10 protein-coding genes and 2 riboswitches are annotated in these 19,204 nt (G+C 72.5%); of the genes, 5 read left to right on the forward strand and 5 right to left on the reverse strand.

The genetic code is table 11. From position 1 onward, the window contains the following. Window positions 1–15: 15 nt before the first annotated feature. Together ABZV06_RS09650 and ABZV06_RS09655 are read right to left on the reverse strand one after the other, a co-directional pair. Window positions 16–2,589, reverse strand: a complete 2,574-nt coding sequence (locus ABZV06_RS09650) for a LuxR C-terminal-related transcriptional regulator (protein WP_355620136.1) — start codon at window positions 2,587–2,589, stop codon at window positions 16–18. A gap of 5 nt (window positions 2,590–2,594) precedes the next feature. Then, window positions 2,595–3,866: an Hsp70 family protein gene (locus tag ABZV06_RS09655; RefSeq protein WP_355620139.1), complete on the reverse strand. Its 1,272-nt coding sequence runs from the start codon at window positions 3,864–3,866 to the stop codon at window positions 2,595–2,597. Window positions 3,867–4,163: 297 nt separating this feature from the next. Here ABZV06_RS09655 and ABZV06_RS09660 point away from each other — a divergent pair, with 297 nt between their 5' ends. From ABZV06_RS09660 to ABZV06_RS09675, 4 genes are all read left to right on the forward strand, one after another. Further along, a complete protein-coding gene (locus tag ABZV06_RS09660; RefSeq protein WP_355620142.1) occupies window positions 4,164–5,066 on the forward strand; it encodes an IniB N-terminal domain-containing protein in 903 nt (300 codons plus the stop codon). Window positions 5,067–5,181: 115 nt separating this feature from the next. After that, on the forward strand, window positions 5,182–7,035 hold the full coding sequence (locus ABZV06_RS09665) for a dynamin family protein (RefSeq protein ID WP_355620187.1): 1,854 nt from the start codon (window positions 5,182–5,184) through the stop codon (window positions 7,033–7,035). Next, window positions 7,032–8,492: a hypothetical protein gene (locus ABZV06_RS09670; RefSeq protein ID WP_355620145.1), complete on the forward strand. Its 1,461-nt coding sequence runs from the start codon at window positions 7,032–7,034 to the stop codon at window positions 8,490–8,492. The genes ABZV06_RS09665 and ABZV06_RS09670 overlap by 4 nt, the downstream gene beginning before the upstream one ends. A gap of 231 nt (window positions 8,493–8,723) precedes the next feature. Next, window positions 8,724–14,345 (forward strand): GH92 family glycosyl hydrolase, encoded by a 5,622-nt coding sequence (locus ABZV06_RS09675; RefSeq protein ID WP_355620148.1) that lies wholly within the window; start codon window positions 8,724–8,726, stop codon window positions 14,343–14,345. 185 nt (window positions 14,346–14,530) lie between these two features. Here the strand turns inward: ABZV06_RS09675 and ABZV06_RS09680 are convergent, their stop codons facing one another. From ABZV06_RS09680 to ABZV06_RS09690, 3 genes are read right to left on the reverse strand one after another with little or no spacing between them, the layout of a single operon-like run. Then, complete coding sequence (locus tag ABZV06_RS09680) at window positions 14,531–15,160, reverse strand: histidine phosphatase family protein (protein WP_355620151.1); 630 nt, start codon at window positions 15,158–15,160, stop codon at window positions 14,531–14,533. After that, on the reverse strand, window positions 15,157–15,933 hold the full coding sequence (locus tag ABZV06_RS09685) for a CbtA family protein (RefSeq protein ID WP_355241029.1): 777 nt from the start codon (window positions 15,931–15,933) through the stop codon (window positions 15,157–15,159). The genes ABZV06_RS09680 and ABZV06_RS09685 overlap by 4 nt, the downstream gene beginning before the upstream one ends. Continuing rightward, the gene (locus ABZV06_RS09690; protein WP_355241032.1) at window positions 15,924–16,127 is read right to left on the reverse strand and encodes a CbtB domain-containing protein; all 204 of its coding nucleotides are present in this window, start codon (window positions 16,125–16,127) and stop codon (window positions 15,924–15,926) included. Before ABZV06_RS09690 ends, ABZV06_RS09685 begins: the two co-directional genes overlap by 10 nt. A gap of 34 nt (window positions 16,128–16,161) precedes the next feature. Further along, window positions 16,162–16,301, reverse strand: a riboswitch (cobalamin riboswitch). A 154-nt stretch (window positions 16,302–16,455) separates the two neighbouring features. Beyond that, window positions 16,456–16,674, forward strand: a riboswitch (cobalamin riboswitch). A gap of 191 nt (window positions 16,675–16,865) precedes the next feature. Here ABZV06_RS09690 and ABZV06_RS09695 point away from each other — a divergent pair. Next, entirely contained in the window at window positions 16,866–19,184 is a 2,319-nt protein-coding gene (locus ABZV06_RS09695) for a ribonucleoside-diphosphate reductase subunit alpha (RefSeq protein ID WP_355620190.1), read from the forward strand. Window positions 19,185–19,204 lie beyond the last annotated feature (20 nt).

A 19,204-nucleotide genomic window follows, 5' to 3' on the forward strand; every position in this document is an offset into this window, starting at 1 on the left:
GTCCGCTGCGCCGGCTCATCGGGCAGACCGTTGCGGCCACGGCTGCCCGGCGGCGTCGCTGGCCCGGTCGGCGACCATCGTCCGCAGCAGCGCCAGCAGTTCCGCCCGGTTGGCGCAGTTCAACCGGTTGCGCATACGAGCCACGTGGTGCTCCACCGTCTTGGCCGAGATGAAGAGCCGATCACCGATCTCCCGGTAGGTCAGGCCGGCCAGCACCAACTCGGCCACCTCGTACTCGCGGTCACTCAGCCCCTGCTGGGTGGGGGCGGCGATGGCGTCGGCGGCGGGCGTCGCGGTCTCGCCGTCGCTCGGGCGCTGCCCGCCGGTCCCGCCGGTCGACCGGCCCTGTAGCACCCGGGCGCACTCGAGCAGGGTGGTCATCGCCCGTCGGTCCGAGGTGCGGATCGCGGCCTGCCCGGCCAGGCGGGCGCCGTCCCAGCACAGTCCGGTGTCGTGCAGGCCACGGGCGGCGGCCTCGACCCGCACCGGGTCGACCACACCTCGCAGCACCTCGACCCAGCTCTCCGCGGCCGCGGCGACCACGCCGGCGTAGCGGCTGTGCTCGGCGGCGGCCAGCAGGGCGGCGACGTGGTCGTCGGCGGCCGCCGGCTCACCGGTCAGGATGGCGGCGTGCAACCCGCTCCAGTGCAGCGGGACGCTCCACAGGGTCGGCGCGCCGAGCCGGTCGAGCAGCGCGCGGCCCTCCCGCAGGTACGGCGCCAACCGGGCCACGTCACCGAGCCGTGCGCCCGCGATGGCGAGTTCGCCCAGCGGCAGCAGCGTGAACAGGTCGACCCGATGGCGTACCACCGCCTCCAGCGCCGGCCCCCACTCCCTCTTGAGCGCGCCGAGGTCGCTGGTGCGCCGGGCGATCCCCATCCGCAGCGCGGCGGCGAAGAGCAGGTCGCGGGACTCCAGTGGACGCTCGTCGGCGGTGACCGTGGCGAGGCGTTCGGCCGCCGCGAGCGTCTGGCCCCGCACCATGAGGATCCAGGCCTGCAACAGCCGGTGCCGGCGGGCCATCAGCGGGCCGCCGACACCGGCGGCCTGCGCCCGGTGCAGGACCCGCTCGGCGATGTCCAGCTCGCCACAGTGCACGGCGGTCAGGGCGGCGAGCGCGGCCGGGCTGTCCGGCAGGAGCACCGCCCGACCGTCGGGCTCGAGCAGGGCGGCGGACTGCACGAGCGCGGACAGCGCAGCGCTCGGCGTACCGGTGACGCTCTCGCGTACCCCCTCGGCCATCAGCCGGGCGGCGCTGGCGTGCAGCGTGGGCGGCGCGCCGACCGGCTCGCCCGCGGGCTTCGCGGCGGCGCTCAGCTCGCCGGTGGCGAGCCCGCCCACGGCGGCGAACGCCACCGACGAGGCGGTGCCCGACCACCGGTACAGCTCGACGCTGCGGCCGGTGTGGCCGCGATGCGCCAGAGCCGTCGCGGCCACCACCGCCGCCTCGGCGCGGTCCGCCGGTTCGGCGGCGGTCAGCAGCCGGTCCGCCAGGCGCAGCGCGTCGTCGAGATTGCCGGCGAGCGCGGCGGCGAGAGCCTGCCGGGCGCCCGTCGGATGGCCGGCCGCGGTGGCGGCGGCGAACAGGTCGGCGGCGAAGGCCGGCTCACCGGCCAGCGCCTCCTGCGCCGCCGCGGCCAACGTCGGGGCGGGACAGTCGGCGAGGACACCCACCGCGAGCAGCGAGCGGACCAGCGGCAGCACCGGGCCACCCCGGGCGAGCTGCAACTCGGTGAGGCGACGCCAGACGGCGCTGCGCTCGGTGGCCGGGCTGAGCGTGGTGACGGCCCGTCGGACCAGCGGTGTGAGCCGCCCGTCGGCGCCGATCAGGCCGGCCGACCGGGTCGTCGCGATCAGCTCGTCGACCGTCTCCGGCTCCTGGTCCAGGAGCGGGCCGAGCATGGCCACCGGCAGCGGTACGCCGGCCGCGACCGCGAGCAGCAGCCGTCGTACGGGGGCGGGCTGGATCTCCAACTCCGGCGCGAACTCGAGGACGACCGACCGGGGCGGCTCGGCCGGGACGGTGGTCAGGCTCGGAGCCGCGCGCAGGCCGCGGGTCAGCCGCTCGACATCGCGGGGTACGCCACCGGTCTGCGCGTGCACGAAGTCGACCAGCTCGCCGCGCTGGGTCAGCTCGGGTACGCCCGCGATCCAGGCTGCGGTCTGCTCCCGGGTGAACGGCCCGAGCAGCACGGCCTGCCCGTCGCGGCGCAGTGTGTCGACCAGTTCGGTGAGTGCCGCCGACCGGGGCCAGGGGCGGTGGGCGATGACCAGCCGGTGCCGGCGGGCGGCGACCAGGCGCAGCAGCACGCCGATCCGCTCGTCGTCGAGGAGGTGCGCGTCGTCGACCAGCAGCAGGTCGTCCGGGTCGACGACATCGTCCGGTCCCGGTGCGCCCGTGCGTACGGTGCTGCCGGCCTGTTGCTGGACGCGCGTCAGCTCGGCGAGCAGAGCGGTCTTGCCGTGCCCTGCGGGACCGGCCAGACCGACGGTGAGCGGCGCGGTCGGATCGTCGGCGACCCTGTCCAGCAGGGCCCTGGGCGCCCGGCCCAGCACCAGTCGGGACTCCACGAGGTGTTTCATGATCATTGCGGTCATCCTTCGCGTCCCCGGCTGAGCGTCAGTGCCAGGCGGGACGCCTTCGGCAGGTCGAGGGGCAGTATCCGGACCGGCGGTCGGGGTGGCGGGTCACCCGGATCGGTGGCGTGGTTGCGGGGCCGGCGCAGGGCCGGGAGGGCCGTTCGTACGCCGCCGCCGACCGGCGCCGGATCGCGGACCGGGGCCGGGCACTGGGGTCGAGGTCGGGGCGACACCACCTGGCAGGCGGCGCTCGCGGCGCCGGTGGCGGCGGTCAGTTGCGCGTCCGGCTCCACCTCGACCGGCACACCGAGCGCCGTGCCGATCAGCTCGGTGACCAGCGGGATGCGGGTCGAGCCACCGGCCAGCAGGACGCCGTCGAGCTGCGTCGGGGCCAGGCCGGCGCCGTGCACGCTACGCAGCAGCAGCTCCACGGTGGCCTGCACCGTCGGGCGGATCATGGCCTCGAACTGCGCGCGGGTCACCGGTATCCGCGCCGGACCGGTCGGCATGTTCAGCACCACGTCGGCGGCTGGCTCGACGGTCAGCGCCCGCTTGACCCGGTCACACTCGACCGGCAGGTCACGCAGGGCGGCGTGGTGGTCCCGACGGCCGATGGCGGCCAGCTCCCGCGACAGCACGGTGCGGACGTGGCTGGCCAGCAGTTCGTCGAAGTCGGCGCCGCCGACCGGGTCGAGACCCTGCGGTGTGCCGAAGCTCTCGTAGGTGCCGCGGGCGGTGCGCCGCACGAGGGCCGCCTCGAAACTGGCGCCGCCCAACGCGTAGACGGCCGCCGTGGTGCCCGCGAATCCGCGCGCCGCGTGACTCTCCGCAACCGTGACCGTTCGGGGTAGCAGCGTGACGGCGCGCAACCCGAGGTCGGCGAGCGCCCGGCGCAGCAGCTCCCGCCGGTACGGCCGCCAGCCGGCCGGGTGACTCAGCACGACCGCCTCGGCCGGGCCGCCCTCCGCCGCGTGCACCTGCTCCACCACCCAGGCCGCCAACTCCGCCGTGAGCGTCTGCGGCGCGCACGCCTCACCGCCCAGCAGCAGGGGCACGTCGTCGCCGATCCGGCGGACGAAATCCCTGGTGGTACGGCTGCCGTCGTCGGTGGCGGGAGCGCCGATGTGCAGCGCCCCGTCCTCGGCCAGGTGCAGCACCGACGGTACGAGCGGCGAGCCGGCGTTCAGCGGGACAGCCTCCGGACGCGTCCAGGCCCGGCCGTCCCGCCGTGCGACGGCGGCGGCGGTGTTGGTGCTTCCGATGTCTATCCCCAGGACGTACGGCATCCGTCTCTTCTCTTTCCGCGACTGGCCGGCTGATGGCGATGGCGTCGGCGTTGCCCGGCGACCCACCCCCGGCGAAACCCGCGGGCCCCTACGTTCGTACCAGAGATCACTGCGTGGTCGGCACCCTAATCTGACCGGGACGGTTTCCCCCAGTCCCCCTAACGGTGGAGCGGGCGCAGGCCCCTAACGGGGCGTGATCGATTGCGGGCGGAGCCCCGATGTCCGGGGCCGGCCCCCGCAATAGCGTTTCCCTCGACGAACGACGGTCGCCGACGCCAATCCGAGGAGAACCGGCACATGAACTCGCAACAGACCCTCCACGACTTCGTGCTCGAAATGCTGACCAACCCCGATGCACGGTCGGCCTTCGACCTCTACCCGGAGGGCGCGCTGCACGCCGCGGGGCTCAGCGACATCACCGCCGCCGACGTGCAGGACGTCGTGCCGCTGGTGGTCGACTACGCGCCGGGCGCGGGCCTCGCGCCGCTCGCCCCGGTGGTCGGGCAGTTCGGCTTCGACCCGCTGGTGACCGACGCCACCGACGTGGTCGGTCAGCTGCAGAGCGTGGCGCAGCAGATCAGCATCACCAGCACGCCCACCGGTGTGGACGTCAAGGCCGGTGTGCTCGGCGCCATCGCCGTCGACCCGTCGACCGTCGCCGCCGGCGTGACCGTGCTTCCGGGTGTCGGCCTGGGCATCGGTCCGAGTGGCCTCGACACGAACCTGACCGGGGTTGCCGACGTGGCGCACACGCTCGACGCGGACGTGGTGCAGCCGGTCGACGGCATCGCCGACCCGGTGCTGGGCGGCGTGACCGGCACCGTCGGCGACCCGACCAGTGTGCTCGGCGTCACCGACCCGGTGCTCGGCGGCGACCTGCTCGGCGGCGACGTGACCGGCGGGGTCCTCTCCGGCGTGCACGGTCAGGTCGACGGCATCGTGGGCTCCCTCGGTGTCCACGACACCCTGGGCGGCCTGGGCCTCGGTCACGGCGCTGTCGGCGGTGTGGTCCCGCCGGTGGACGTTCCGTCCGTTGTGGGCGGTGTCACGCACCACGTGGACAGTGTTCTGCCCGGTGTCACCGGCACGGTCGGTGACGTGACCGGTGGGCTCACCGACGGTGTGACCGGCGACCTGCACGACGGGGGGCCCGCCTCGTCGGACCACGGGTTGCTGGGCATCACCGGCGGTCTGCTCTGACGGTAGTTTCCGTCGGAAGCGGGGGGCCGGGTCGCGTCATGCGGCCCGGCCCTTGCGGGTTTCCCTACCGGCTCCTCTTGCTAATTGAGCCGAAATCCGCACACTTGGTGCGGTGATGGCGGGGATCTGGCTGGACGTACTGGACGAGATCGCCCGGACGTGCACAACACACGGTCGCGGCGACCTGCTCCAGACGGTTCGGCAGAAGCGTGCCCAACTGCTGGACCCGAGGCTGCGTGTCCTGGTCGTCGGTGAGCCGAACCAGGGCAAGAGTCAGCTCATCAACGCGATCATCAACGCGCCGGCCTGTCCGGTCGGTGACGGCCGGACGACCGTCCTGCCGACAGTGGTGCAGCACGCCGAAGCCGCCAGCGCGACAATCGTCCAGGCGCCGCCACCGCCGGCCGGACGACCCGCCGGGGCGCCGGCGACGCTCGCCGAGCGCACACCCTTGGCGCTCGATGAGGTCGCGGCCGGGGTGTCCGGCACCGTCGGGCGTCGGCCGGGCGGCGGTCCGGCGTACGTCGAGGTTGGCCTGCCCCGCGCGCTGCTCGCCGCCGGACTGGTGCTGGTGGACACTCCCGGCACCGACCAGGTCTCCGCGCTCGGCGCCGCCGCGGAGGTCGCCGCCTCGGCTCGCGCGGACGCCGTTCTGCTGGTCTCGGACTCCACCCGGGAACTCTCGGTGGCCGAGCTGAACATGCTGCTGCACGTCATGCGCTTGCAACCGAACGTGGTGGTGGTGCAGAGCAAGACCGACCTGGTGGCGGACTGGCGGACGGTGGCCGAGCGCAACCGGCAACACCTCGCCGACGCGGGCGTGGCGGCGCCGCTGGTCCCGGTGTCGGCGACGCTGCGGCTGCGTGCGGCGGCGGCCGACGACCGTGGCCTCAACGCCGAGTCCGGCTTCCCCGTACTGATCGCCCGCCTGCAACGGGATCTGGCCGGCAAGGCCGACCACCTGGCGCGGGCGTCGGTGCAGGCGGTGGCGCGTACGGTGGTGGAGCAACTGGCCGCGCCGCTGCGCGCCGAGTTGGCGACGCAGGAGGCCGAGGAGCAGTCCGGGCCGATCTCACGGCTGCACGCGGCCCAGCGGGAGGTCGACGAGCTGCGTCGCTGCTCGACCCGCTGGCAGAACACCCTCACCGACGAGATCGCCGACCTGCTCTCCGACATCGAGTACGACCTGCGTGACCGGACCCGCCAGATTCTGCGTGCGGTGGACGAGGCGTTCGACACGGCCGACCCCCTCGTCGCCTGGGACACCTTCGACGAGTGGTTGGCGCGCAGTCTCGTCGAGGCCGCGGAAGCCAACCGCGAGTGGCTGGTCCAGCGCTGCGACTGGATCGCCCGCAGGGTGGCCGCCCACTTCGACAGGTACGGCTACGACGTGCTGCCGCCCTGGTCGATGACGATGCCGGAGGATCTCGGTGACCGGCTGCCGGATCTGGAACGGCCGAGGGTCGACCGGTTCACGACCGGCCAGAAGCTGTTCACCGGCATGAAGGGCTCGTACGGCGGCATGCTGATGTTCGGGCTCGCGACCACCCTGGCCGGGATGCCGATGATCAACCCGGTCTCGGTCGGGATCGGCGCCCTGTTCGGCGGCAAGAGCATCCGCGACGAGGGCAAGCAGATGCTGCGCCGCCGGCAGGCGACCGTGAAGACCGCCATCCAGCGGCATGTCGACGAGTTCTTCGTCCGGATGGTCCGGGAGTGCCGGGACACCACCCGACAGGTGCAACGGATGCTGCGCGATCACTTCACGGCCCTGACCGAGGAGTTGCAGGAGGCCATCGTTCAGTCGTTCCGCAGCGCGAAGCAGGAGGCCGACACCGACGTCGCCCTGCGCGAGCAGCGACAGCGGGAGATCCGGTCGAAGATGACCCGCCTCGCCGCGCTCTACGAGCAGTCCCAGCAACTGACCGCCACCCGGTCGAGGCCGGTGCTGCTGGAGCCCGGGGCATGACGGTCGGGGTGCGGTTGGACGAGGCGGCCTGGGGGTTGTTGCACCAGGCGTTGGACGTCTACCAGCACGACGCGCGGGCCGTCGGACGGTTGCGACACCAGATCGCGCGGTTCGAGCAGCCCCTGCGGATCGCTGTCGCCGGCCCGTGGCGGGCGGGCAAGTCGACGGTGCTCAACGCGCTGATGGGGGAGGAGGTCGCACCGGTCGAGGGTGCCGACGGCGCGTTCACCTGGTACGAGGACGGCGCGTCGCCGGCGGCCACCGCCTACCTGGTGGGGCAGCCTCCGCAGGAGTTGACGGTGGTCAAGTCGGCGACCGGTATGCGGGTCGACCTCGGTTGGCGGGCCGGGGAGGTACGCGACATCGTGGTGCGGTGGCCGACACGGGCGTTGCGGCAGGTGACGCTGATCGACACCCCGGCGCTCACGGCGGTCGACGACCAGGGGCACACGCCGGTGCTGGATCGCGTCCTGGCCGACGCGGACGCGGTGTTGTTCCTGACCCGTGACGGCCGCGACAGCGATCTGCGGGTGGTGGAGTCCGGTCGGGACAGCGCCGTCGCGCAGGCCGCCCCGGTGAATGTGATCATGGTGTTGTCCCGGGCGGACGAGGTCGGCGGTGGCCGGGTCGACGGGTTGCTCACCGCCCGTCAGTTGGCCCGCCGGCACCACCGTGATCCCCGGGTGGGCGCGCTGGCCGTCAACGTGGTGGCGTGCAGCGGGGCTATCGGCCTCGCGGGCCGGTTGCTCAGCGAGTCCGACTTCGTCGCCCTCGCGACGCTGGCCGGGGTGCCCCGCGCCGAGATGGAGGCCCACCTGCTCTCCGCGGACCGCTTCGTCCGTGGCGAGCTTCCGGTACGCCTCGACCCCGAGGTGCGCGCGGGCCTGCTGGAACGGTTCGGCCTCTTCGGTATCCGGCTCGCGACGACCCTGGTACGCGGCGGGTTCGACACCCGGGTGACGATGTCGGCCGAGCTGATCCGGCGCAGTGGGCTCACCGAGCTGCGCGAGTCGATGACCCGCTGTTTCGTCGATCGCCGCGACGCGCTCAAGGCGCGCTCGGCGCTGGCGGCGGTGGAGTCCCTGGTGCGTGACGAGCCGGTCCGGGGCAGCGACGAGTTGGTCGGCGCGATCGAGCAGATCCTGGCGGGCGCGCACGAGTTCCGTGAGTTGCGCCTGCTGGTGGCGTTGCGCAATGCGCGTCTCGGTTTCGACGCCGAGTTGGCCGCCGAGGCACAGCGTCTGGTCGGCGGCGACGGGGTCTCCCTGGCCGCCCGGCTCGGTGTCGAGCACGGGGCGACCGCGCAGCGGCTGTGGGAGGTCGCCGCCGACGCCCAGTGGCGGTGGCGGGACCGGGCCGAGGATCCGCTGCTACCGCTGACCCAGCGGCGCGGGGCGGAGGTCGTCGTGCGCAGCTGCGAGGGCATGCTGGCCGAGTTGGCCGCCGACGGTCGCTGAGCGGTCACGAGTCCAACCGGGACGTTGCGGCGCGCGTCTCCCCGCGACCAACCCATTGACACGGCCGTGGTCTCCCGGCAGCATCTGCCCAACATCCACCGGATCTGCCCTCGCTTGTCAGGCACGCCCGATGACAACGATGTCAGGCCCGGTTGACCGTCCACTACCACCACCCCCTTCGCCCATCCGCTCGACGTCCTCGACCGGATCGAGTCGAAAGGTCCCGCCCCCATGCCGTATCTCCCCCGTGCGCGCACCGTCTCCCTGCGGATGGCCGCCGCGACGACCGCCATCCTGCTGCCCCTGGGGCTGGTCGTCGGCGCGCCCCTGGCCAGCGCCGCGCCCAGCGCCCCGCCGGGTGCCTTCCGATCCTCGTTCGAGTCGGCCGACCCGCAGCCCGCCACGAGCACCGTCGAGGTGGACCGCTCGGGTCGACCCGTGCAGGGCAACCTGAGCGGGTCGAGCAGCGCCAACCTGCCCGGCAGCCTGCTCGGTCAGGTCGAGGCCGTCACCGCGAGCGCCCAGAACCCGCCGAACGAGATCGCGGCGAACCTCGCCGACGGGAACCCGTCGACCAAGTGGCTGGCGTTCGAATCGGCCGCGTGGGTGACGTACCAGCTGGCGAAGCCCGCGGTCGTCAAGCGGTACGCGCTGACCTCGGCCGACGACGAGCCGGGCCGCGACCCCCGCGACTTCACCCTCCAGGGGTCCGTCGACGGCAGCACCTGGGTCGACCTGGATCGTCAGACGCAGCAGCGTTTCGCCAGGCGGTTCGCCACCATCACGTACGGCGTCACCAACACGACGGCCTACGGCTGGTACCGACTGTCCATCTCCGCCAACTCCGGCGAGTCCCTCACCCAGCTCGCCAGCTGGGACATCAGCGACGGCTCGGACGTCCGGCCGCCGGCGACGCCCATGGTCACCGACGTCGGCCCCGGGCCGGTCGGCGGCTACACGACGAAGCCGAGCGTCGGCTTCACCGGGCTGGCCGCGCTGCGGTACTCCGGTGGCGCCCAGGCCGCCGGTCGCTCGTACGCGACGAACCGGCTGTTCGACGTCGACATCCCGGTCGGACCGCACACCCGCCTGTCGTACCGGATCTTCCCCGAGTTCACCGGTCAGGACGCCCGGTACCCGTCCACCTACGCGTCCGTCGACCTGCGCTTCACCGACGGCAGCTACCTCAGTGGACGGTCGGCAGTCGACCAGCACGGCTACCCGCTGACGCCGGCCGGCCAGGGCGCGTCGAAGGTGCTCTACGCCGACCAGTGGAACGCGGTGAGCGCGGACCTCGGCGTCGTCGCGCGCGGCAAGACGATCGACCGGGTCCTGCTCGCCTACGACAATCCGCAGGCCACCGGGGAGACCCGGTTCCAGGGATGGCTCGACGACATCGAGCTGACGGGCACGCCGACGGCAGTCGACGGCTCCCGCCTGACCAACTACGTCGACACCCGGCGCGGCACCAACTCCACGGGCGGGTTCTCGCGCGGCAACAACCTGCCGATCACGGCCGTGCCGAACGGGTTCAACTTCTTCACCCCGGTGACCGACGCGACCTCCGATTCCTGGGAGTACGACTACCACCGGGCCAACAACGCCGCCAACCTGCCCACGTTGCAGGGCCTCGCGATCTCCCACGAGCCCAGCCCGTGGATGGGCGACCGCAACCAGATGTCGGTGATGCCGGTGGCCGGCGACGGCCCCCTCACCGGAGCACCCGCCAGCCGGGCGCTCGCCTTCCGCCACGAGGACGAGACGGCACGTCCGGACCTCTACCGGGTCGCGCTGCAGAACGGCCTGGTCGCGGAGATGGCACCCACCGACCACGCCGGCATCATGCGGTTCACCTTCGGTCCCGGACCGGCGACCGGAAGTCTCGTCTTCACCAAGGGCACCTTCACCCTCGGGACGGACAGCACGTTCACCGGCTGGGTCGACAACGGAAGCGGCCTCTCGGCCGGGCGTAGCCGCATGTTCGTGTCCGGCGAGTTCGACCGGGCGCCGACGGCGGCCACCGCGACGTCCGCGACCTTCGACGTGTCCGCGAACCGGCAGGTGACGATGCGGATCGCGACCTCGTTCCTCTCCGTCGACCAGGCTCGTCGCAACCTCGACCTGGAGGTCACCGGCCGCAGCTTCGACGCGATCCGGGACGCCGCCACCGCCGCCTGGAAGGACCGGCTCGGCCGGGTCGAGCTGCGGGGCGCGACCGAGACGCAACTGGTCACCATGTACTCGAACCTGTACCGGCTGAACCTCTACCCGAACTCCCAGTCGGAGAACACCGGCACCGCCGCCGCCCCCCGCTGGCAGTACGCCAGCCCGGTGTCCGCGCTGGCCGGCACGTCGACCGCCACCCGGACCGGCGCGAAGATCGTCGACGGGCAGATCTACGTCAACAACGGTTTCTGGGACACCTACCGCACGGTGTGGCCCGCGTACGCGTTGCTCTACCCGGACGTCGCCGCGAAGATCTCGGACGGGTTCGTCCAGCACTACCGCGACGGCGGCTGGATCGCCCGCTGGTCGTCGCCCGGCTACGCCGACCTGATGACCGGCACCAGCGCGAACGTGGCCCTCGCGCAGGCGTACCTCAGCGGGGTGAAACTGCCCGACCCGCTCGCGGCGTACGACGCGGCGGTGAAGGACGCGACCGTCGCATCCGGGCGCGGCGCGGTCGGCCGCAAGGGCATCGAGACGTCGCTGTTCCTCGGCTATACCCCGACCTCCACGGGCGAGTCCGTGTCGTGGGCGCTGGAGGGCTACATCAACGACTACGGCATCGGCAACATGGCCGCAGCCCTGGCCAAGGACCCGGCCACCCCGAAGTTGCGGCGCGACCGGCTCACGGAGGAGTCCCGGTACTTCCTGGAGCGTGCGCGCAACTACGTCCACCTCTTCGACGACAGGACGAAGCTCTTCCAGGGCCGCGACGCCTCCGGCACGTTCCTCGCCGGTGACCCGCTGGACTGGGGCGGCGTGTACACCGAGACCAACGGTTGGAACTTCGCGTTCACCGCGCAGCAGGACCCGCAGGGCCTGATCAACCTGTACGGCGGGCAGAAGGCGTTGCGCGACAAGCTCGACACCTTCTTCGCCACGCCGGAGAACGCCGACCGCCCCGGCGGCTACGGCGGCGTCATCCACGAGATGCTCGAAGCCCGCGCGGTGCGACTGGGCCAGCTCGGCATGAGCAACCAGCCCTCGCACCACATCCCGTACCTGTACGACGTCGCCGGCGCTCCCGCCAGGACGCAGGCGGTCGTGCGCGAGATCATGCGGCGTCTCTACGTGGGCAGCGAGATCGGCCAGGGCTACCTGGGCGACGAGGACAACGGCGAGATGTCGGCCTGGTACGTCCTCAGCTCGCTGGGCATCTACCCGTTGCAGGCCGGGTCGACCCACTGGGCGATCGGTTCGCCGCAGTTCACCCGGATGACCGTGCACCGACCGACCGGCGACATCGTGGTCAACGCCGCGAACAACAACGACCGCAACGTGTACGTGCAGAGCGTGAAGGTCAACGGCAAGAAGCAGCGCGGGGTCTCCGTCGAGGTGTCCGCGCTCTCCAGGGGCGGCACGATCGACTTCCAGATGGGACCGAACCCGTCGTCCTGGGGCGCCGGACGCAACGACGTGCCGCCGTCACTGACCAAGGGTGATGCCGTGCCCGAGCCGTTGCAGGACGTCACCGGACCGGGCCTCGGCACCGCCACCGTCAGCGGCGGGCAGGACGCGTCCACGCTGTTCGACGACTCGTCCACCACCCAGCTCACCGCGTCGACGGGTACGCCGCGGATCGGCTGGACCGCCCGCGGCGGCCGGCAGAAGCCGACCTACTACACGCTCACCTCCGGCGCTGCCGCAGGTGATCCGGCGGACTGGCGGTTGCAGGGCTCCACCGACGGCCTCACCTGGAGCACCCTCGACTCCCGGGCGGGCGAGGTGTTCGCCTGGCGCAACCAGACCCGGCCGTTCCGGATCGACAAGCCCGGGCGGTACGCGCAGTTCCGCCTCGTCGTGACCAGGACGGTCGGCGCGGAGCGGCCGACCTTCGCCGAGATCGAACTGCTCGCCGGTGGCGACCTCGACCTGGCCGGCGGCGACATCACGGTGACCGCCACCGACGGCGCGCACGCGCTCTCCGGCGCACCCGCGACTGTGGCGCTGGCCACCGTCACCGGCGGCGTCGCCGACGACTACCGCGCGACGATCGACTGGGGTGACGGCTCACCGGCCACCGCGGGCACCCTGACCCTGAGTTCCCGGGCGGTCTACCGGATCAGTGGCGAGCACACCTACGCCACTCCCGGCTACCACCAGGCGACCGTCACGGTGACCGACGGCGTCGGCCAGGGCTCGGTGACGGTCGGCGTCGACGTCGCGTACGCGCCGGCGAACGGCCTCGCCGCGGCGTTCGACACCGTGTGCGTCGGCGACGAGGGCACCCTCGCGGCGGACTGCGACGCGAAGTCGTGGGCGTACTCGCGGGCCGCGCTCGTGGCGGCCGGTGTGGCGCAGGGGCAGCGGCAGCAGGTGCCGGGCACGGCGCTGGGCTTCGCCCTGCCGCAGATCCCGGCCGGGCAGCCGGACAACGCCACCGGCAACGGCGCGACGATCGACCTGCGCCTACCGTCCGATGCCCGGACGATCTCGTTCGTCGGCGCCGGCACGCAGGGCAACCAGAGCACCACCGGCACGGCGACGTTCAGCGACGGCAGCACCGCCGGCATCCCGATCCAGTTCAGTGACTGGACGCTGGGCGGCAACGCCAACGGCACCCCGTCGTACGGCAACATCGTGGTCGCGAAGTCCGCGTACCGGCTCAGTGGCACGAGCCGCGACGGCGCCCAGCCGTTCCTGTTCGCCACCGCGCCGTACCAGATCCCTGCGGGTAAGACGCTGGTCTCGGTGACCCTGCCGACGCAGACCGGCGATCCCCGCTCGGCGGGCCGGATCCACGTGTTCGCCGTCGCGGACGACGGCACGCCGACCGCCGCGCTGGCGACCACCGCCCCGAGCGGCCAGAGCGTCGACGCCGGGCAGGTCCTCGCGGCGAACCTCGGGTCGGTCAGCGGCGGTGTCCCCGGCGCGACCGGCTACCGCGCCCGCGTCCAGTGGGGCGACGGCACGGTTCCGGACGACGCCACGGTCGGCGCGGACGGCGCGTTGAGCGGTCGGCACACCTACGCGGCGGAGGGCACCTACACGGTGCGCGTCACCGCGTGGGACACGCTGTCCAGCAGCACCGCCAGCTTCACCGTGACCGTCCGGCGGGCCGGAGCGCGCACCACTCTCGCGGTGTCCGGGACGCAGCCGGTCCTTGCCGGTGACGCGGTCACGGTCGTCGGCAGCGGGTTCGCCGCCGGCGAGCGGGTGACGGTGGGCCTGGCGGCCGGCACGATCCGCGACGTGACGGTCTCGGCGTCCGCGACGGGCACGATCCGCGCGGTCGTCGCGACCTCGGGGAACACGACACCGGGCCGGTACGCGGTCAGCGCCACCGGCGCGTCCTCGAGCACGCCGGCGACGGCCACCGTCCAGGTGACCGCCCCGCCGACGGGCCCGACCTACCAGCCGCGTCTGTCGTTGCCGACGGCGTCCGCACCGCGGGGCACGTCGATCACCGTCGACGGCTCCGGCTTCGCGCCGAACGAGGCGATCGCGGTCAGCTTCGGCGACGGCCGTGGGGTCGGCACGGTACGCGCGAACGGTGACGGCGTCGTCGCCGGCGCGACAGTCAGCGTTCCGGATTCGGCGCGGCCGGGCGTGACCAGCGTGACGCTGTCCGGCGGCACGTCGGCGACGCCGGTGTCCCGACCGTTCACGGTCACCGGCGCGAAGTAGGCCGGGTACGACGCAGTGGGGCGGGCCGTGACACACGGCCCGCCCGACTGCGGTTCCGGGTCCACCCGGCCTCGACCCCGAGATGCACGTGCTTCGCGGGTCGCCCCTCGTGCGGCGGCCACCACTGGCGCTCCTCGCCGCCGGCGAGGCATGTCGGTTGTGCGGCACATACCTCAGAGTCATATTCATACCTCTGTGGTATGTCGCTCACCGGCTCTGTCGCCTGCCGAGGGTGACGGGGGCGCGCTCAGCCGGAGCTGCCATCGTCGGCCGTGGTCGGTGAGCCGGACGATCGCCAGCGGCGCGACGTCGAACTGCCGGTACGTCGCCAGTGGCAGATCCAGGGCGTGCACCAGCGCGACGCGGACCACGAGCGGATGAGTGACCGCCGTGACCCGTCGACCGACGCCACGCTGGGCGTCCAGCCACCGACCGACGCGCTGGCGTAGCGCCGCGACCGACTCGCCACCGTGCGGTGCCGCGTCCGGGCTGGTCAGCCACTCATGCAGCGCCGCGGGCCGCGTCGCGGCGATGTCCTGAAGGGACCGACCGGCCCACTCCCCGTAGTCGCAGTCGGCAAGCGCCGACTCGACCGCGGGCGTCAGGCCGAGGGCGTACGCGGTCTGCACGGCCGCCGTCGCGGGACTGGACAGGCAGGCGTGGCCGTCGCCGGTCCGCCGGCCCGGGTCGACGGGGGACAGGGCGAGGGCGGCGCGCCGGCCGCCCTCGTCCAGGCTGTCGTTCCCGCCGAACCGGGCCTGCCGCAGGGCGACGGTGTGCCCGTGGGCGACCAACCGCAGGCTGGTGGCGCTCACCCGGCCAGTCGTGCCTCGGCGACCGCGCGTTGGCGGTGCATCAGAGCGGCGAAGAGCAGACCGAGCCCGGTCCACAGCACCACCTGGGTGCCCAGGGAGGCGAGGCGGAAACTCCACAGCAGCGTCGCGGGGAAATCACCGGGGACCTCCTGGAACGACGGCAGCACCACATAGGAGACGACGGTGACCAGCAGGAAACCGCCGACTGCCGCGCTGGCGCGGAGCCACACCGGCGAGTGCTCGCCGACCGAACGGTAGCCGAGCGAGCCCGACCAGACCGCGACCAGGCCGAGTACCACCATCAACAGGTAGGTGACCGTGCGCTGGTCGATGGTGGACGGGTCGCCGACGGCCGGAGGGTTCGGCGGGTACTTGAGGAACGGCACGATCACCACGCCGAGCAGCGCGCCGCCGGCCAGTAGCAGACCGCCCCGCCCGTCGTCGACGGCCCTGCGTCGCCGGCTCAGCAGGACGTACGCGGTGGCCAGCAGGCCGCCCATCGCGGCGCCGAACAGGCCGGTGGCCAGGAACAGGCCGCCGCGCTGGCCGTTGCGGCCGACCAGGGCGTCCTCGTCGTGCTGGTGCCCGTCGACGGGGGATTCGGCGTGCGTGGCAGCCGCCGCCTCCTCGATGGCGATGGCCGCCTCGACGTGCGGTTCGCCGACGACGTAGGCGAACGTTCCGGCGAGCAGGCCTGCCACCAGGCCGGCGAGCAGGCCGCGCAGCAGGACCGTGACGAACGAGGGTGCGGTGCCGGTGCCGGTCAGTGGCACGGGACACCGAGCAGGTGCCGACCGTCGTGCATCAACTCGTGCAGGTACATGCCGCTGCGGGAGACGGCCCCCTGGTCGAAGGCGACGAGGTAGGTCAGCAGGGCGAGCGCGGCGACCGTGGCCAGGACCGCCCACAGCAGACGGGTCGGGACAGCGGGGTGCACCAGCGGCTGGCTGGACGTGGAGCTGGACATGCGTGCACGAACCTCCTCGGGGATGACGCGTCCCCATCGCAAGGCTGCGGACGACCGAGCGTCCTGGCTCGCGACCCCCGAGTGGGGACCGCTCACAGTGGCGCGACCGCGCCGGATTCTCACCGGCTTCCCTCGCGTCGCCGCAGATAGTGGATCGACCGTATCGGTGCCGGTTCGGCTCAGTCAAGCCGGCGGCGACAGCCGGACGCGCTGCCGCCCGACGTGCGCTCACCGGCCGACTCGAAGGTGTCGACGGTGACCATCACCGTTGACCGCGACACGCCCGGACCCGACATGTGGGGTGTGACAAACGTGGTCCCCCCTATATATGGTGTCGACCGCAGCTGGTTCGGCCGCTCATCCCGAGTGGTCGAGGCAAGAGGGAACCCGGTGGGAATCCGGGACTGTCCCGCAGCGGTGAGTGGGAACGAACGCCGCCATCAGCACTGGGCCACCAATCGGCCTGGGAAGCGACGGCCAGTAGGAGACCGGCTAGTCCCGGTCGCGCCCACGAGTCCGAAGACCTGCCAGCGCGCCGCGTACCCGACCCCGGGTGTGCGGCGGTCCGAGGCCGCGTGGGACGGCTGACGCCACCTGACCCACGCCGCGCTGGCGTGGCGTCCGACGGTGTCCGTCTCCTCGCGTCCGAGGGCCGTGAGGTCTCGAACTCCCGAGGAGTGAGTGGTGACAGTCACCGAGGTGGTACCGGTCAGCGGCGAAGCCCTGCGGCGGACACCGATGCAGGTCCGCAAACGCGACGGCGGCACCGAGGCCGTCGACGTCAACAGGATCGTCCGGGCGGTCGAGCGGTGGGCCGACGACCTGACCGACGTCGACCCGATGCGGGTCGCCACCCGTACGATCAGCGGCCTCTACGACGGCGCGACGACGGCGGAGCTGGACCGGCTGTCCATCCAGACGGCAGCCGAGATGATCGGCGCGGAACCGCAGTACTCGCGCCTGGCCGCGCGCCTGTTGGCCGGCTATGTCGACAAGGAGGTCCGTCGGCAGGGCATCGCCTCGTTCAGCGCGGCGATCCGGGCCGGCCACGCCGTGGGCCTGATCGGCGACGAGACCGCCGCGTTCGTCAACGCGCACGCCGAGACCTTCGACAACGCCGTCGACGCCGACGGTGACCGTCGGTTCGAGTACTTCGGCCTGCGCACGGTCTACGACCGGTACCTGCTGCGTCACCCCACCTCAAGGCTGGTGTTGGAGACCCCGCAGTACTGGCTGCTGCGGGTGGCCTGCGGCCTGTCGCGTACGCCTGACGAAGCGGTCGACTTCTACCGGCTCATGTCCAGCCTCGCCTATCTGCCCAGCTCACCGACGTTGTTCAACTCCGGCACCCGGCACACGCAGATGTCCTCGTGCTATCTGGTCGACTCGCCGCGCGACGAGCTGGACTCGATCTACGCGCGCTACGCCCAGGTCGCCAACCTGTCCAAGTTCGCCGGTGGCATCGGCATCGCGTACTCCCGGGTCCGGTCCCGCGGTGCGCTGATCCGGGGCACCAACGGGCAGTCCAACGGAATCGTGCCGTGGCTGCGCACACTGGACGCGAGCGTCGCCGCGGTCAACCAGGGCGGCCGACGCAAGGGCGCGGCCTGCGTCTACCTCGAGCCGTGGCACCCGGACATCGAGGAGTTCCTCCAGCTACGCGACAACACCGGCGAGGACGCCCGCCGTACCCACAACCTCAACCTGGCCAACTGGATTCCGGACGAGTTCATGCGCCGAGTCGAGGCGGACGAGATGTGGTCGCTGTTCGACCCCGACGAGGTGCCGGAACTGCCGGACCTGTGGGGGGAGCGGTTCGACGCCGCGTACCGGGCGGCCGAGGCGCAGGGTCGGTACGTGCGGCAGCTGCCGGCGCGTGAGCTGTACGGGAAGATGATGCGGACCCTGGCCCAGACCGGCAACGGCTGGATGACCTTTAAGGACGCGGCCAACCGGCTGTGCAACCAGACGGCCGAGCCGGGCAACGTGGTGCACCTCTCCAACCTCTGCACCGAGATCATCGAGGTGTCCAGCGACGCCGAGACCGCCGTGTGCAACCTCGGCTCGGTGAACGTCGCCGCCCACCTGAGCGACGACGGCATCGACTGGGAACGGCTGCGCGCCACGGTCCGCACCGCCGTGACGTTCCTCGACCGGGTCATCGACATCAACTACTACCCGACGCCGCAGGCGGCGGCGAGCAACCCCCGCTGGCGTCCGGTCGGGCTCGGGTTGATGGGGTTGCAGGACGTGTTCTTCGCGCTGCGGCTGCCGTTCGACTCGCCGGCCGCGCGGGAGCTGTCCACGCGGATCAGCGAGGAGCTGTACCTCACCGCGCTGGAGACCTCCGCCGACCTGGCCCGCCGGTTCGGGGCACATCCGGCGTTCGCGCAGACCCGGGCCGCGCGGGGGCGCCTGCAACCGGACCTGTGGGGTGTCGAGGGTACGCAGACCGCACGCTGGGCCGCGCTGCGCCAGGAGGTCGAGGAGTACGGGCTGCGCAACTCGCTGCTGGTGGCGGTCGCCCCGACCGCGACGATCGCCTCGATCGCCGGCTGCTACGAGTGCGTCGAGCCGCAGGTGTCCAACCTCTTCAAGCGCGAGACCCTGTCGGGGGAGTTCCTCCAGGTCAACACCGCTCTGGTACGCGAGTTGAAGGCCCGTGGTCTGTGGACCGAGCAGATCCGGTCGGCGATCAAGCGGGCCGATGGCTCGGTGCAGTCGGTCGCGGAGCTGCCGGCCGACGTGCGGGAGCTGTTCCGCACCGCGTGGGAGCTGCCGCAGCGGGCGCTGATCGACCTGGCCGCTGCCCGCGCCCCGTTCATCGACCAGTCCCAGTCGCTGAACCTGTTCCTGGCCTCGCCCACCATCGGCAAGCTCTCCTCGATGTACCTGTACGCCTGGAAGTCCGGCCTGAAGACCACCTACTACCTGCGCTCGCGCCCCGCCACGCGTATCCAGCAGGCGACCGTCGCGGTGGTCACGCCGTCGACGGGCGACGCCGAGGCGTTGGCCTGCTCGCTGGAGAACCCCGAGTCGTGCGAGGCGTGCCAGTGACCGTCGCCGACCCCACCACC

It is taken from the genome of Micromonospora sp. NPDC005172 (assembly GCF_040608555.1).
Taxonomy (GTDB): domain Bacteria; phylum Actinomycetota; class Actinomycetes; order Mycobacteriales; family Micromonosporaceae; genus Micromonospora.

Bases quoted from the DNA above. Each gene is read 5' to 3' on its own strand.
- ABZV06_RS09660 (WP_355620142.1), top strand. From the start codon at position 4,164: ATGAACTCGCAACAGACCCTCCACGACTTCGTGCTCGAAATGCTGACC.
- ABZV06_RS09695 (WP_355620190.1), top strand. From the start codon at position 16,866: ATGCAGGTCCGCAAACGCGACGGCGGCACCGAGGCCGTCGACGTCAAC.
- ABZV06_RS09665 (WP_355620187.1), top strand. From the start codon at position 5,182: ATGGCGGGGATCTGGCTGGACGTACTGGACGAGATCGCCCGGACGTGC.
- ABZV06_RS09675 (WP_355620148.1), top strand. From the start codon at position 8,724: ATGCCGTATCTCCCCCGTGCGCGCACCGTCTCCCTGCGGATGGCCGCC.
- ABZV06_RS09690 (WP_355241032.1), bottom strand. From the start codon at position 16,127: ATGTCCAGCTCCACGTCCAGCCAGCCGCTGGTGCACCCCGCTGTCCCG.
- ABZV06_RS09650 (WP_355620136.1), bottom strand. From the start codon at position 2,589: ATGATCATGAAACACCTCGTGGAGTCCCGACTGGTGCTGGGCCGGGCG.
- ABZV06_RS09655 (WP_355620139.1), bottom strand. From the start codon at position 3,866: ATGCCGTACGTCCTGGGGATAGACATCGGAAGCACCAACACCGCCGCC.
- ABZV06_RS09670 (WP_355620145.1), top strand. From the start codon at position 7,032: ATGACGGTCGGGGTGCGGTTGGACGAGGCGGCCTGGGGGTTGTTGCAC.